This window comes from Mycoplasma phocoeninasale (genome assembly GCF_012934885.1).
Lineage (GTDB): Bacteria > Bacillota_I > Bacilli_A > Mycoplasmatales > Metamycoplasmataceae > Metamycoplasma > Metamycoplasma phocoeninasale.
This window is the reverse complement of sequence record NZ_CP051480.1, coordinates 271,083-287,140: the sequence shown is the minus strand read 5'-3', so window position 1 is coordinate 287,140 and position 16,058 is coordinate 271,083. Positions and strand designations below refer to the sequence as shown.

The 16,058-nt window shown below is 29.9% G+C and carries 13 protein-coding genes; 9 read left to right on the top strand and 4 right to left on the bottom strand.

Features of this window, described 5'->3' with window-relative positions; translation table 4 throughout:
- Positions 1-40: 40 nt before the first annotated feature.
- A complete protein-coding gene (locus tag HGG64_RS01255) occupies positions 41-1,516 on the bottom strand; it encodes a hypothetical protein (protein WP_169580160.1) in 1,476 nt (491 codons plus the stop codon).
- 491 nt (positions 1,517-2,007) lie between these two features.
- On the opposite strand from HGG64_RS01255, the gene pip reads away from it, so the two are divergent.
- From pip to HGG64_RS01215, 8 genes are all read left to right on the top strand, one after another.
- A complete protein-coding gene (gene pip / locus HGG64_RS01250; RefSeq protein ID WP_169580159.1) occupies positions 2,008-2,955 on the top strand; it encodes a prolyl aminopeptidase in 948 nt (315 codons plus the stop codon).
- Positions 2,956-3,074: 119 nt separating this feature from the next.
- On the top strand, positions 3,075-5,237 hold the full coding sequence (locus tag HGG64_RS01245) for a helix-hairpin-helix domain-containing protein (RefSeq protein ID WP_169580158.1): 2,163 nt from the start codon (positions 3,075-3,077) through the stop codon (positions 5,235-5,237).
- 172 nt (positions 5,238-5,409) lie between these two features.
- Complete coding sequence (gene nusA, locus HGG64_RS01240) at positions 5,410-6,984, top strand: transcription termination factor NusA (protein ID WP_169580157.1); 1,575 nt, start codon at positions 5,410-5,412, stop codon at positions 6,982-6,984.
- A complete protein-coding gene (locus HGG64_RS01235) occupies positions 6,968-7,264 on the top strand; it encodes a YlxR family protein (protein WP_240939128.1) in 297 nt (98 codons plus the stop codon). The genes nusA and HGG64_RS01235 overlap by 17 nt, the downstream gene beginning before the upstream one ends.
- Positions 7,231-9,033, top strand: a complete 1,803-nt coding sequence (gene infB / locus HGG64_RS01230; RefSeq protein WP_169580156.1) for a translation initiation factor IF-2 — start codon at positions 7,231-7,233, stop codon at positions 9,031-9,033. Before HGG64_RS01235 ends, infB begins: the two co-directional genes overlap by 34 nt.
- Positions 9,033-9,362, top strand: a complete 330-nt coding sequence (gene rbfA / locus HGG64_RS01225; RefSeq protein ID WP_169580155.1) for a 30S ribosome-binding factor RbfA — start codon at positions 9,033-9,035, stop codon at positions 9,360-9,362. The genes infB and rbfA overlap by 1 nt, the downstream gene beginning before the upstream one ends.
- An 18-nt stretch (positions 9,363-9,380) precedes the next feature.
- The gene (gene mnmG, locus HGG64_RS01220) at positions 9,381-11,216 is read left to right on the top strand and encodes a tRNA uridine-5-carboxymethylaminomethyl(34) synthesis enzyme MnmG (protein ID WP_169580154.1); all 1,836 of its coding nucleotides are present in this window, start codon (positions 9,381-9,383) and stop codon (positions 11,214-11,216) included.
- Positions 11,206-11,637, top strand: coding sequence for a 23S rRNA (pseudouridine(1915)-N(3))-methyltransferase RlmH (locus HGG64_RS01215; RefSeq protein ID WP_169580153.1), 432 nt, complete (start codon positions 11,206-11,208; stop codon positions 11,635-11,637). The genes mnmG and HGG64_RS01215 overlap by 11 nt, the downstream gene beginning before the upstream one ends.
- Positions 11,638-11,669: 32 nt before the next feature.
- On the opposite strand, the gene HGG64_RS01210 is transcribed toward HGG64_RS01215, so the two are convergent.
- The 3 genes from HGG64_RS01210 to gpmI form a co-directional block, all read right to left on the bottom strand.
- A complete protein-coding gene (locus HGG64_RS01210; RefSeq protein ID WP_169580152.1) occupies positions 11,670-13,328 on the bottom strand; it encodes an MATE family efflux transporter in 1,659 nt (552 codons plus the stop codon).
- A gap of 10 nt (positions 13,329-13,338) precedes the next feature.
- Positions 13,339-14,103 carry a DUF2779 domain-containing protein gene (locus HGG64_RS01205; RefSeq protein ID WP_169580151.1) on the bottom strand — a complete coding sequence of 255 codons (765 nt, stop codon included), beginning with the start codon at positions 14,101-14,103 and terminating at the stop codon, positions 13,339-13,341.
- 98 nt (positions 14,104-14,201) lie between these two features.
- A complete protein-coding gene (gene gpmI / locus HGG64_RS01200; RefSeq protein WP_169580150.1) occupies positions 14,202-15,701 on the bottom strand; it encodes a 2,3-bisphosphoglycerate-independent phosphoglycerate mutase in 1,500 nt (499 codons plus the stop codon).
- Positions 15,702-15,887: 186 nt separating this feature from the next.
- On the opposite strand from gpmI, the gene rpmH reads away from it, so the two are divergent.
- Positions 15,888-16,034: a 50S ribosomal protein L34 gene (gene rpmH, locus HGG64_RS01195; protein WP_169580149.1), complete on the top strand. Its 147-nt coding sequence runs from the start codon at positions 15,888-15,890 to the stop codon at positions 16,032-16,034.
- Positions 16,035-16,058: the final 24 nt, after the last annotated feature.

Below are 16,058 nucleotides of genomic sequence, written 5' to 3'. Positions count from 1 at the left end.
AAAAAATCACTTGCCTTTTACTGACAAACGATTTTGAGTTTTAGATGCCTTTTTCATTGATTATTTCAATTAAAAATAGCATGTAGTACAGGTTCTTGGTTAGAACTTTGTAGTTTTTTCTTTCAACCGGTAAGATTAAATCGATTTTGTTTTGATCCTCTGCCCTAACATCATTTAGGTAAATAAATTTAACAGGTAGTTTGAATTTTTTCACTAGAGCCTTAAATTTGGTGATTGTTTCTTTATGAGTATCTTCAACATTTTTAGGTAATTTTATAATAATGTTTTCCTTATCTCAACTATTGTGTTCGTCAATTTTAGGGCTAAATATTAATTGATAGTTTTGCATAATATCTTCATATGAACTTTCTTCATCAAATAAATAGTAAACATTCATTTTATTGTTTTCTAAATAACGGTCAGCGAAAGTTGTTAGCATCGCAATCATTGAATCATAGTATTTATCAATACCGAATTTTTTGGTTTTGTTTACTGATTTCGATTTTAAGTTTCCAAAAGATAATTTAAAATAATCTTGATTAAAAATATTTCACATAATCTTATTATTATTTTTTGAAAGTTGGCTATCTTCTTTAATATTGCAAATGAAAAGATTATCACTTTTATTAGTGTATTTTAATAGCCCAACATCACTTCTAAATAATTGGATTTTGTGTGAACGTGTTGGTTCATCAATTACGTCATCCTCATAGTTATAAGTTTCTTCAAGACTATTTAGTTTTTTGCTTTTAACATCTAGGATTTGATTTGATCTTAATACTAAGTCAAAAATTTTGTATAGCAATTTTAAATTTCTAATTTTGTTAATAGTTTTCAAAAAAACAAAAGCCTTTTCTAAAACAATATTACGGTTTTCGGTGTCAAAAAGATTTTCTTCAATTTTCTCTAAATCAAATTTGTAGTCTATATATGAATCATAATTGTAGTGGCGGTAGATAAAAAAGCTATTATAAGCACATGATAATAGGAAATCTTTGGCGACTTTAGTGGTTATTTTTTCTCATATTTTTGGATCGGCATCAGAGATTTCAATTAGATCAATTTTAATATTCTTAACCTTATAAACACGATCATGTTCATACCAATCGCTTAAAACATATTGCAACATCAAAATCTTTTGAATTACCCCAAACTCAGTTTTTAAAGTTAAAATATTTTTGTATGTGTCTTTTGAAGTAAATTGTTCAGAAATTTTTTCAAGAGATACTAATTCAATTTTGATACCGTTTAATTCGAAAGTTAAAAGGTTGCCATCTTCTAGTATAATTTTTACATTTTCTTGTTGTTTAATGAAATTTAAAAATTGTTTTTTATCATCATTTTTTATATCGGGGAAGCAGAAATCAAGATCATTTGGCATTCTGCTAATTAGTCCCTGTTTAGCAAAGGTATAGCTACCTTTTAATATTAGTTGTATGTTTTTGTCATACATGTTATTGAATTGTTCAATCATTTGATCAATTAGTTCTATAGTTTTTTCAATTTGCGTGTACATATTGTTTCATCCATTCTGTTATTAAAATAAGCATTGTAGCCTGTTTGTAAAATGTTAAATTTTTAATCAATATTTCAAAAAATCTGATGTTATAGCTGTTTCATTTTAATATTGCATATCTAATTAGCAATCAATCTAATTTTTTTGTTAATTAACTACATTTTTGTGTTGTCGCATTTTTTTAATTGCGATTTGTCAATATGCTATTTCTTATCAAACTAAAAATTTCATACATACTTACAATTTCATTAGTTACCATTTTAACACTTAATAAAAAATTAATTTTAAAAATATACTATTTTTAGGGTTTTTTCAATATTTTCTTTTATTTTTTCAATTTATTTCCTAATAATGCAAGCTAATAAAATCAAATTTATTAAAATTTAATTTGCTTGTTAAATTTAAAATAGCTTTTTTTGTTATTTTTGACAAATGTTAATTAAAATTATTGAGTTATCAAAATCATAATGATTAAATTAAAAGGAGAAATTATGAAATTGTATGATCCAATTGAGCCGTACAACAGCGGATATTTAAAAGTTGATAAAATTCATGATATTTACTATGAAGAAGTTGGCAATCCCAACGGAATTCCTATTCTTTTCATTCACGGAGGGCCAGGCGGAGGGATTTCTGAGTCGAGTCGCCAATATTTTGATCCGAAGTTTTATCGTGTTATTTTGTTTGATCAAAGAGGATGCGGCAAGAGTACTCCAAGTGCCTGCATTAAAGAAAATACCACTATGCAATTAGTTAATGATATTGAAAAAATAAGAGAAAAATTAAATATTGATAAATTCATTTTATTCGGTGGCTCATGGGGCTCTGCATTAAGTTTAATTTATGCAATTAATTTTCCAGAGCGTGTTGCTGCGATGATTTTACGAGGTGTTTTTTTAGCAAGAGAAGAAGATGATATATGACTTTATCAAGGCGGTGCATCATATTTCTTCCCACAAGAATATGAAGAATTTGTTTCTTTTTGCCAAGAATCAAAGAGATCAAATATTATTGCGGCATATCATGAACTTTTAAATTCCGAGAATAGAGAAATTGCTGAAAATGCTGCTTATCATTGAGCAAAATGAGAGCTTGGCTTGATTACTTTAAACAAAATTCCGGAGATTGAAGAAATCTTAGCTGATAAAAAAGCTAATTTGGAATTAGCACGTCTAGAAAATCATTATTTTTATAATCACATTTTTTTAGAAGATCGTAATTATATTCTAAATAATACCGACAAAATTAAGGATATTAAAACCATTATTGTGCATGGACGTTATGATATGGATTGCCGCCCTATTGGTGCATATCTATTGCATAAGAAAATGAAAAATTCAGATCTAAGAATTATTGCTGCATCGGGCCATTCGACAAAAGAATTAAAAATTTCTGAGGCCTTAGTTGATGCCTGTGAAGAAATTAAAACATACCTATAAAAATTTAAAATGCATTATTTGTGGTGCATTTTTTTTATTATTTCGGACTTTATAACTTTATTCGAAATATTATTGTTTGTTTATATATAATAAATAAAACAAACTATATAAGGAGAAATATGGCAACTTCAATTCAAAATGTAGCCAAGAAACTTAAATTAACAGAAACACAAGTAGCAAATACTTTAAATTTATTGCAAGATGGTGCTACAATTCCATTTATTTCCCGTTATCGGAAAAATATTACGGGGGGATTAGATGAGGATACAGTAGCTAAAATCAGCTCTTTCTATCTATATGATGTAGAACTAGAAAAGCGAAAAGAATATGTTCTGGCTATCTTAGAAGAAAAACAACTACTAACTGATGAACTCAAAAACAAAATTACAAACTCGGAAACTAAACAAGAAGTTGAAAATATTTATGAACCATTCAAAATTGGTAAAAAAACCAAAGCATCTGATGCAATTGCTATGGGATTAGAACCACTAGCTAGAATGATTATGGAAAACGAAGATGATAAATTTAATATGTATCATGAAGCCCGTAAATACTTTAATGATAAATTAACTACCGAAGAAGAAGTTTTGGCACAAACCAAATTTATTATTGCACAAATTGTCTCACAAGACATCAAAGCAAGAGAATTTGTTAAATCACAATTATACAATTTTGGAACTATTGTCACAAAATTGAAAAAAAATGCGGAAGATGAAAAGAAAATCTTTGAGCAATACTACGACTATCACGAAAAAGTTTCTAGAATTCCTAACCACCGGATTTTAGCAATTTCAAGAGCTGAGGATAAAAAAGTTACTTCATACGATATTACATATAATGAGAAAATCCTGATTTTCAATCTAAATCGTATGTTCTTTAAAAATAAAAGAACGGCAAAATTAATTCAAGAGTGTATTCTTGACGCTTTAGATCGTTTGCTAATACCTTCAATTATTCGTGAAATTAAAAATGATTTATTTACAAGAGCAGAAGATGATGCAATTAAAATCTTTGCTTCTAATCTTGAAAAAATGCTGCTATGGCCAGCAACTAAAGATAAAAGAATTTTAGCAATTGACCCCGCCTTTACTAACGGCTGTAAAATGGCAATGATTGATGAAAATGGTAATTTCATAGATAAGGCAATTATTTATCCACATAATCACAGTCAAGAAAAATGATTTGAAGCTGTGTCAACAGTTAATAACTTTATTACAAAATATAAAGTCGATTTAATTGTTATTGGCAATGGAACAGCAAGTCGTGAAACTGAGGAATTTGTTGCTAAATTATTAAATCATCGTAAAAGCAGCGGCAAATATCCAAATGAAGATATCAAATTTGCTATTGTTAGCGAAGTTGGGGCTTCAGTTTATTCAGCTTCAAAAATTGCTCAAGAAGAATTTCCTGACCTAACGTTAGAATATCGTTCAGCAATTAATATCGGAAGAAGATTCCAAGACCCATTAAATGAACTTATTAAAATTGATCCAAAATCACTTGGAGTTGGACAGTATCAACACGATGTTGACCAAAAACGTCTAGGTCAAGAACTTGATTATAAAATTAATAAAGTTGTTAACCTAGTAGGAGTTGATCTAAATACTGCAACTAAACACATTTTGTCATACATTTCTGGGCTTTCTAATTCAATTGCTGAAAACATTATTGAATATCGTAAGGAAATTGTAAAGTTCAATTCAAGAAATCAACTTAAAGATGTTAAGGGATTAGGACCAAAAGCATATGAGCAATCAGTTGGGTTTTTACGAATCCATGATTCAGAAAAATTTTATGATAAAACTAATATTCACCCAGAAAGCTATGAGCTTGCTGACAGGATTGTTGATTATCTAAAAATTGACCTACAAAATATTGATAGAAAAGCACTTGAAAGTATTGATCGTGAAGAAATTGTTAAGTCACTGGGAATTAATATTTATGATGTAAACTTAATCATTGATTCACTAATTGCTCCCGAAAAAGACATTCGTGATGACAAAAACGGTTTTCTTGTTTCGGATAAGATTCTTACTATGAATGATATTGAAGTGGGACAAGAGATAATTGGCCAAATTCAAAATGTCACCGATTTTGGCGCATTTGCCTTCATTGGTTTAAAAGAAAATGTTTTAATTCATATTACTAACATGAAAAAATTTGATGGACAACGTATTAACCACCCACTTGATGTTGTTAGTGTTGGTGATAATCTACTAATTAAAATTATTGATATTGATAAAGATCGAAATCGAATTCAAGGTAAAATTATTTGAAAATAAGCAAACAATTATAATTTTTTATTTTTATTTTTCAATCTTGCAAAATTGTTTTATAATATGAGTACTATTTTTAAATCGCTTGATTAAAAAGGGTTGGCCATAGTAGGCTGACCCTTTTGAAATTAGAAATAGACAAACTGCTACAAATTTTAAACTCAAAAAAGGAGATAATATGAATGAATCAAACCTTAATTCAAAAGATTTTTTTAGAGAAATATATAATCTCTCAAAAATTAAAAATATTGATGAAGATAAAGTTTTTGAATTAATTAAAAAAGCAATTTCAAAAATTATTTTAGAGGAATATGATGAAAGTGCCGAATTAGAATTTATTTTAGATAAAAAAAATCTTAATTTCAAAGTTATTAATCACAAAAAAACCGTTATTGATGATCCAAAAAGTCATAATGATATTGACAACATTAGCCGCTGCATTGAAGTCCCAATTAGTATTGCTAAAAAAATTGATCCAAATGTTGAAGTGAATGATGACATTTCTGAAGAGATTAATTTTGATGATTTTCAGAAAAAAGATTACATTAGAATATCATCGGCTTTCTTTCAATATTTACGTGAATTAGAGCACCAAATGATTTATGCCAAATATTTAAATAAAATTGGTGAAATAGCAAAAGCTAAAATTAATTATTTAACTAAGAGTGGTATTATTCTCGAACTATCTGACGGTGCTGCGGCATACATGCCACCATCAAGTACTAATGCAAAAATCACAAACAAGCTAAGACCCGGAGATTTTATTGATGTTTATATTGAAGAAGTAAAAGAAGAGAGCAAAAATGCTCAAGTTATTGTTTCTTCTGTTGAATCTAAACTAATAAACAAACTATTTGAACAAGAAGTTCCTGAAATTGCTAACGGCTACATTGAAATTGTTAAAATTGCCAGAATTCCCGGAGAAAGATCGAAAGTTGCAATTCGAAAAACTGACTTAGCCCCAGTTGGCTTACAAGAAATCGGTTGCATTATGGGAGATCACTCACATAGAATTAACGCTATTTCTGCCTTATTAGGTGGAGAAAAAATTGATGTTATTTTATATTCAAATAATCAAAAAGAATTTATTATTAATGCAATGAATCCATCAAAGGTTATCGACGTTATCGCAAATGATAATGGTAAAAAATCAATGTACCCTTCATATTATGTAATTGTTCCTAATACTCAACATACTTTAGCAATTGGAAGAAAAGGTCAAAATGTTAGCTTAGCATCAGAATTAACTCGGGTAAAATTAGACATTCTAAGCCAAAGTCAAGCAATTGAAAAAAATATTGCCTTTAACATCGAAAATGGTAATGTTACTGAAGAGGAAATTAGACAACTTGAATCAGGAAAAAGACTTCATTCTAACTTTAGAAAGAAATCAAATAGACCAGCAACTGGAATGTTAGATAATACATTTGATATTAATGAATTTGATGAGGTTTTGGCTGAAATGAGACAAAAAGCTCAACAAAATGATGGCATCTTTGAAAAACAAATGTTTTCAAATGAATTTGATGAGGAGCTTGAAGAAACTCTAAATAAAATCGAAGAAAGTTTTTCGGAAGATGATGAATTCAAGGATGAAGATGTTTATTCAGATCTAATTGAGAATGTTGTAAATGAAAAACCTGATTATGAAAAAATTACAACTACAAAAATGAAGGATTTCAAAAAAGATGATGATTTAGCTGCTGGATTAGATGATATTGACTTGAGTGATTTAGATGATGAAAACTGATAGAAAATATAGTCGCAAATCAATAGTAGATGCCAAAATCTACGATATTAATTTGTTAATTAAATTTGTCAAAAACAAAGATGGCATCATTAGTTTTGACAAACACAAAAATCTCCCAGGTCGCGGAGCTTATTGCTTGCTAGATGAAAATCAAATTAACATTTTATTTCGAAAAAAGCTCTTGAATAAGGCTTTTAAACAAAACATTAACATAGAAGTTTATAATAACTTAGAGGGAGAGGTGAATGAATGAATAAAAATAGTAAAAGAAAATCAAATGTAGATTCATTAAAAGAACATTTAAGTAGTACGGAGACGAAACTACAAGACGGGATATTCAAATTTACTGGACCATTAACGGTTTCAGAATTTGCCAATAAAATTGGAAAATCTGTAAATGAAATTTTAATTTATTATTTTAAAAACGGTATTATTAAAACAATCAATAGTACCTTAAACGAAGAGGAAATCGCCGAACTTTGTTTAAATTACAACTATGACTTTAAAAAAGAAGAAAATGTCGATGCCCAAAATATTTTTGACAAATTAGATGTTGTCATTGATGATCCTAATGATTTAGTTAATCGTGCGCCAATTGTGACCATTATGGGACACGTTGACCATGGTAAAACTACTTTAATTGATAGTATTCGCAAAAGCAATGTTTTAGATACTGAATTTGGTGGTATCACTCAACACACTAGTGCTTACCAAGTTGAATATAACAAACGCAAAATTACCTTTTTAGATACACCAGGTCATGAAGCATTTACTGAAATGCGTTCACGTGGAGCAAAGGTAACTGACATTGTTGTTATTGTTGTTGCAGCTGATGATGGAATTAAACCACAAACCATTGAGGCAATCGAGCATGCCAAAGCAGCTAAAGTTCCAATTATCATCTTTGTTAATAAAATGGATAAACCAACAGCTGATCCAGAAAAAATTAAGAGTCAACTAAGTGAACATGACATTTTATGTGAAGAGTGAGGTGGACAGTATCAATTCATTTATGGTTCCGCCTTCACCAATGATAATATCGATCATTTGCTTGAAGCTATTTTTCTACAGTCTGATATGCTTGATTTAAAAGCAAATCTAAATCGTGATCCAATTGGAACAATTATTGAGTCAAAAATTGATAAAGGGCGCGGTGTAGTTTCAACAGTAATTGTCCAAAACGGAACACTTCTACCGAGAGATTTTATTGTAGCAGGAAGTCAATATGGAAAGATCCGTAGCCTAGTTGGAATGGATGGTAAGCCAATTGCTAAAGCCATTCCAGGTACTCCTTGCGTGATTAGTGGTCTTAATAAAAACCCACAATCAGGCGACCGTTTTGTTGCTTTAAGCGATGAAAAATTTGCTAAAAAATTAGCTGATCAACGTGGCTTTTTAGATAAGCAAAAAGAACTAAACGAAAAAAATACTTTTTCATTTCATGATGGAATGAAGACTGTCAATGTTATTATCAAAACTGATGTTCAAGGAACAGCAGAAGCCATTAAACAAACCATTCAAAAAATTAAAAATGATGAGGTAGCAGTTAATGTTATAAGCGCAAGGGCAGGAGAATTAACTAAATCGGATATTCTTTTAGCAGAAACCTCACTTTCAAGAATTTATGTCTTTAACAATAACATTAGTACAGAAATGAAAAAACTAGCAAGCTCAAAAGGTATAAAATTAGTTCAACACAACATTATTTATAAAATTGTTGAAGAATTAGAATCACTAATTACCACATTAAAAGAACCAGTTTATGAAGAGAAATTAATTGGTACCGCCCAAGTAATAAAATTGTTCTTCTATTCAAAAGTTGGAACGATCGCAGGATGTATGGTAACATCAGGACAAGTAAAAGAGTTCTCAAAAGTTGAAGTAATAAGACGAAATAAGGTTATTTTTAAAGGACAAATTGATTCCCTAAAAAGAGAAAAAAATGATGTAAAAGTAGTGGAAAAAGGCTTTGATTTTGGTACTCATATCAAAGAATTTGATAAAATAGAATTAGATGACGAATTAAAATTTTACGAGGATGTATTAGTATAATGAACAAGATTAATCACGAAAGAAAAACCCAATTATTATTAGAATTAGTTGGTAATAGTTTTTATGAACTAAAAGATTTTGATGTAACCAATGTTGCAATCAATGATGTAATTTTATCTAATGATGGCTCACATGCCAAAATATATGTAACTTTATTTAAAAACCAAAGTAGATATCTAGAGAAATTAGTGGCAATGACACCATTTATTCGTTCGGTTGTTGCTAAAAGCTGAAAATATAAAAAATTACCTGAAATTGTTTTCTTAATTGATGATGTTGAAACCAAAGCACAAAAAATTGAACAAATTCTTGAAGAAATTAAAAAATAATAAGGAATCGTTAAAATAATGAATAATAAATTTGATGCAATTGTTATTGGTGGAGGTCATGCTGGAATTGAAGCCGCCTATGCCATAGCAAAGCGAAATTTTAGTGTTGCCCTTGTTACTTTAAACACCAAAAAAATTGCGATGCTTCCATGTAATCCTTCAATTGGTGGATCTGCTAAAGGAATCATTACTAGAGAAATTGATGCCCTAGGCGGCGTTCAAGCATATTTTGCTGATAAGTCAATGATCCAAATTAAAATGCTAAACACTTCGAAAGGTCCAGCGGTTTGGTCATTGCGAGCGCAAATTGATAAAGAAAAATACAGCGAAATAATTTATGAAGATATTTTAAAAAATTCAAACATCACACTACTAGAGGATGAAGTTTATGACATCATTGTTGAAAATGGCGTGTGTCAAGGCGTTAAAAGTGTAGCTCATGGTGATATTTTCTCAAAAGTAGTAATTATGACAACTGGCGTCTATATGAACTCACGTATTTTGCGTGGCAATAGTATAAAATATGATGGCCCTGATGGTGAAAAAACTAACGCTACTTTATCAAAAAGCTTGGAAAAATATGGTTTTGAACTATTAAGACTAAAGACTGGAACTCCTTGCCGAATTTATACTGATAGTATTGATTTTTCAAAAGTTGAAAAAGAAATTTTGGATAAAAATGAGCTTTCATTTTCGAAAAAAAGTCAAATTAAATTAGATGAACAAACTTGTTGCTATTTAACTCATACCACTGCCAAAACAAAGGAAATAATTTTAAGAAATTTAGATAAAAGTTCACTTTATTCGGGAATCATTCAAGGCGTTGGACCTCGTTACTGTCCAAGTGTTGAGGATAAAATTGTTCGCTTCACCGATAAAGAAACTCATCACATCTTTTTTGAACCCGAAACTTCACGCGGTGATATTATGTACATCAATGGTCTTTCAACATCAATGCCAGAAGATGTTCAAGATGAAATGATTGCTTCAATCCCTGGTCTTGAGCATGCTCGTGTTCAAAAATATGGTTATGCAATTGAATATGATGCTATTAACCCAATTAATTTATATAAGTCTTTAGAATCCAAAATTATTGCTAATTTCTACTCTGCCGGTCAACCAAATGGCACAAGTGGCTATGAAGAAGCCGCAGCTCAGGGATTAATTGCGGGAATTAACGCCGCTAACAAACTTGATGGAATGCCGGTTATGGAAATCAAGCGAAGTGATGGATATATAGGCGTGTTAATTGATGACATTGTTACTAAGGGAACAAGCGAACCATATCGTATGCTAACAAGCCGTGCTGAATATCGTTTACTGCTAAGAAATGACAATGTTGATGAAAGATTAAGCGAGTATGCTTATCAAAACAAGATGATTTCGAAAGAAGAATATGATGCTATTAAAGAAAAATATGCCTTTATTCAAAAAACAATTGAGGAACTTAAAAATAAATATGTATCTTCAAAAGGATTTTTAGCTGAGAAATACCAAATTAGCAACGGAATTTCTTATTTAAAATTACTATCAAATCCTGGTGTTGATCCAACTGATATTGTTGGTAAAAATTTTCCTTATCTTGAAGAGTTAACCATTCAAGTTCGACTTTTTGGTTATCTAAAAAAACAAGAAACAGCAGCTGAAAAAATGTTAAGATTGGAATCACTAAAAATTCCTGAAAACCTTGATTACTACCTTGTTGAAAATTTAGCAACCGAAGCAAAACAAAAGCTAACAACAATTAAACCAACTACCATTGGTCAAGCTTCAAGAATTAGTGGTATTAACCCTGCTGATATTCAAATGTTAATTTTTCACATTAACAATCGTCGAATAGTAAATGAAAATTAATATTATTGCTGTTGGTTCGCTAACTAAAGAATATCAAGCACTCTATGATTTATATGTCAAAAAGATTTCTTTTTTTTGTCAAATTAATTTAATTGAGATTAGAGAAGTTGTTAATGATAACATTAATTTGAAAATTGAAAAAGAAACTAAGTTAATATTAGAAAAAATTCCTAAAAACTCGAAAGTAATCTATCTATCACTGCATGGAAAAACTATGAGTAGTGAGCAGTTTTCTTCAATTTTAATTGAAGATAATTTGACATTTATCATTGGTGGAAGCAACGGAGTAATTGAAGAGTTTTTCAAAAACAGAATTTGTTTTTCAGAGATGACTTTTCCTCATCAACTATTTCGCGTAATGTTAGTGGAGCAGATCTATCGCGGATTTGCCATTCAAAAAAACATTAAATATCACAAATAAAAAAATCATCGCAGTGTGGCGATGATTTTTTCTTATTTAGTTAACACTTCAGTTTCATTGGTAATATTTCTTTTTCAGTTAGTTTTTCAGGCAACTATCTCAAAAATGGCTAAACGACCAATGTCAATTGAATAGAATATAAAGTATGCTAATTCTAGAGAAAGTGAATTTGAAGTATTGCGTAGCGGAATAACAATTGCAAAACCAATGATAATTAGTCAAACAAATGAAAGTCATTGTGCCCCTAACATGGTAAAGGAAGCAATGTTATTTCTTCCACCAGCCCTTGGAAGAGCGGCTGATGTATAAAATCAGCATCAGATCGGGTTAAAGGCTAAAAAGGTAAAACAACATAGCAGAAATGTTTTTCTAAAGACGGCTTTTGTCATTTCAGTTGCATTTTGAACTCATGAATCATATTCCACAAATTGTTTTGGACTAGGAATACCATTAGCATTAATATACTGAATTAAGGCCTGATTTTGAGTTGGGCTTTCGTTGAATACACTGAGAATATAATCTTTGTTTTCTTTGTTGTAAAACACATTATAAACTCCGTCAACTGTTCCTTTTGATGTTGCCGAAGAGAAAGCAATTGCCAAAACAATGCACAACATTATTGTTGACATAATAAATCCAGAGATTGCATGAAATCCCTTTAGAGCATGTGAGTGCTTTTCCGCCTCCTCAAATTTATCATCCCCTAAATTACTAGCGACAAAGTAAGAGACATTGCTTGAGCAGACACTGGTAATAGCAGAGGCAACAGTTGAAAGGCTATCAACTAATCCTAAAATTGTAACACCATTGATTTGCATTCATCTCTGTCCGATTCCTGAACCATTGACAATATCATCAGGAAAGCTTTTGCTTCAAATTACTGTTCTTAGTGGAATGGTAATCATAGCAGCAATTGTAATTAGCATGGCTAGACTTCTTCTTAGTATTTGTCTTGCCACAACTTTAGAGATGTGAAATAGTTTGAATAAATTAATAAAAATTTTTCTGTTTTTGAAATAAGTTAGCAACTCATCACTCATTAAGCAAACTACTGCTCCAACAATTGAACCAACAGCAGCATAGTAGGCTGGTCTTTTTAGTCCAAGAATAAAGATCGCATTAATTGATGCATTAACAAGCAATGTCAAAGTAGCTGAAATCATTGCAAATCTTGAATGACCAGTTTCATTTAAAAGCATATTAGTGTTAAAGTTAAAGGCAGTAATGATTCAAGAAATTGTAATTAATCATAAATAGCTAGTGCCTTGTTGTAGTGTTTCTTGATTTATGTTTTGATTGCCAATGATCTGAATCATCTGCCTACCGGCAGCTCATGAAGGGATAGAAAAAGCTAAGGCGACTACTAAGTGCATCCAAATTCTTAGGTTCATAATTTGTTTTACTTTATCGTAGTCTTTTTTTCCATAATACTGTCCAACAAACATTGCCGCAATTCCTTGAATAGCAAAGAATATTGTATATAAAATACCGGTGTAGGTATTTGCGTAGGTCAAGGCGTCGATTCCGCCTGTAATGCTAGTAACCATGAAGTTATCTAAAAATCCATTCAAACAGAATAAAATCTCTCCAACAACAATTGGTATTGTTTTGGCAAAGTATAATTTTCAATCTGCTCTACTTTGCGGAAAAATACGCCTTATAATGTTTTTTTGAATTTTTAGTGAATTCATGTTTACCTCATTATAAGTTTCATATTTTTTCTTTTATATCTTTTACTGTTAGTTTTTCATCTAAATTTAAATTATTAATTTGTTTAAGTAATTCGCGTTTATTCGAAAGTTCCTTAATTCATTTTTCAATGTCATTTGGATGTGATGCTACGTATAGCATTTTTACTACATCATCATATGAATATTTGTGTAGTTCTTTTAAAATATTTTTTTCATTTAATTCGATTAGAAATTTTTTCTTTTTATCATTAGCTCGTAAATTTTTTAGTGAATTTACATAAAGTCAGTAGCCCAGGAAAGAAGCAATCGCCCCATCTTTATCAATTAGTGCATTTTTTAGGTAATTATCATTAGTACTTTCAATTACATTTTTTGTTTTTGAAAAATAATTTTTATTAAAGAATTTGGCAGTTAATTTTGACAGTGATACTGTTGTTTTTTGAATCAATGGCTCAACTTTGTTTTCAGGAAATAATTTCTTGATGCATTTGTTCTCTAAAACTGGGTTGTGTCCAATGAAGATCACATTCTTAATGCTTAGCTTTTGGTTAATATTATTAATGTCTTGTAAAATTCTTTTTCTAATAATTGCTCACATTGAATTAATAGTTGCATGTTTTTTAAAATCCATAATAAAAGTCTTTACCTTAAAGGTATTTTTATCATCTAGCAAACCTAGAGTATAAGCATAAGGTGTTCCACTAGGAATGTTTATTAGTCGGGCAAATGGGTTAGTTATTGCTTCAAAGTCAATATATACATAGTTTGGATTCATAATATATTATTTTATATAGTCTTTTGTTTTTTTAACATATTTTTGAATAATAAATAAATTTTTTAGGGTAATTTTAAAATTTGCTTGCACTTAAAAAACTACTTTAAAAGTGATTTACCTGTCATTTCTTCAGGTTTTTCTATTCCAATGTATTCTAAAATTGTTGGTGCAATGTCCGCTAATTTTCCATCGTTTAATTTGATATTTTTATCAGTTGAGATTAACATTACTGGACTAGTTGTGTGTTTTGTTGCTGGTTTTCCTGAATTGTCTTCAGTTATTTCAGCATTACCATGATCGGCGGTAATAAATCAGGTAATTTCATCTCGTTTCTGAACGAGATCCAAGATTCTTGCAAATTGCTTATCTAGAAATTCTACTGCTTCAATTGTTGCTTTTAGATTACCTGTGTGTCCAACCATATCTGGATTGGCATAATTCATAATAACAAAATCATTTTTATCAATACTGTTAATTAGCTCATCAGTAATCTCTTTAGCTGACATGTGTGGATAGTCAGCAAATGATTCGGCTTTAATACTATTAACTAATATTCGATTTTCATTTTTATAGACCTTATCAACACCACCGTCAAAAAAGAAGGTTACATGAGCATATTTTTGCGTTTCTGCTAATCTTAGTTGTGTTATTTTGTTTGTTTCTAGAATCTCTCCCAGCGGTTTTACTACTTTCATTTCCTCAAAAGCAATTTTTGAATCAATCCCTTCATATTTCATTAGTGAGACAAAGTTTTTTATTTTCTTTGATATTGTTGGCTTGTAATCATATAATTTTGAGCCGATAATTAAATGACTTAATTGTCTTGCTCGATCTGGTCTAAAATTAAAGAAAATTACTGAATCTCCATCTTCTAAAAATCAGCCACCGCGACTTTGAGCAGGAATAAAAAACTCATCTAAAATATCTTGTGAATATTGTGATTGAACATATTCATTTATATTGTCAAATTTGTTTTTTGAAATTCCTAAAATTGTTTCATACGATAGTAAGTTTCGTTCAAAGATTTTGTCTCGATCCATTGCATAGAATCGGCCTGAGATTGATGAAATTTTATAGCCATATTCATTCACCAGTTCACTCAATTTATCAAGTGAACCTTGAATTGATTTCGGCTTAACATCCCGACCGTCACCAAAGATGTGAACACTAACCTTTTTTAAATGTTTTTGGTGTGCTAGCTTTAGAATTTCAAATAAATGAAGATCTAGTGAATGAACACCGCCATTGCTTAGAAGTCCCATAATGTGTAAAGTTTTATCATCTCTTTTTGTTTCATCAATAACTAGATTTAGTACTTCATTTTCATAAAAACTGTGGTTTCTAATTGCTTCATTTATTAAAGAAAGCCCAGTATACACTACTCTTCCTGCACCAATATTTAGATGCCCAACTTCACTATTACCAATCTGATTTTCAGGAAGTCCTACTGCTTCACCTGAGGCCGCAATTATTGAGTTAGGATAATTTTTGAATAAATTATCGAAGGTAGGGTGATGAGCTTGAGCATAAGCATTACCTTGAATTTCTTTGCGAATGCCAAGACCATCAATGATTGTTAAAATTATTTTTTTCTTCATGTTTAAGTCCTTTATACTTAATATATTATAATTTAATGACATTAAGTAATTTGTAATTTTATTGATAATAAATAATTATTTTTCTTAGCAGCATTTTTTAACTTTGATATATTTAATTATTTTTTTCTTTAATTTGATAAAATAAGTTAAGTTTTAGTATTTAAAAAACTTGTGAGGAGAGAGATTATGAAACGAACCTATCAACCTAAAAAACGTAAACACGTTAAAGTTCATGGTTTTATGGCTAGAATGCAAACTAAAAACGGAAGAAAAGTTTTAGCAGCTAGAAGAGCAAAAGGTAGACATAAACTAACAGTATCAGACGAGAAATAGTTTGATATCTTTTTTATTTTAACA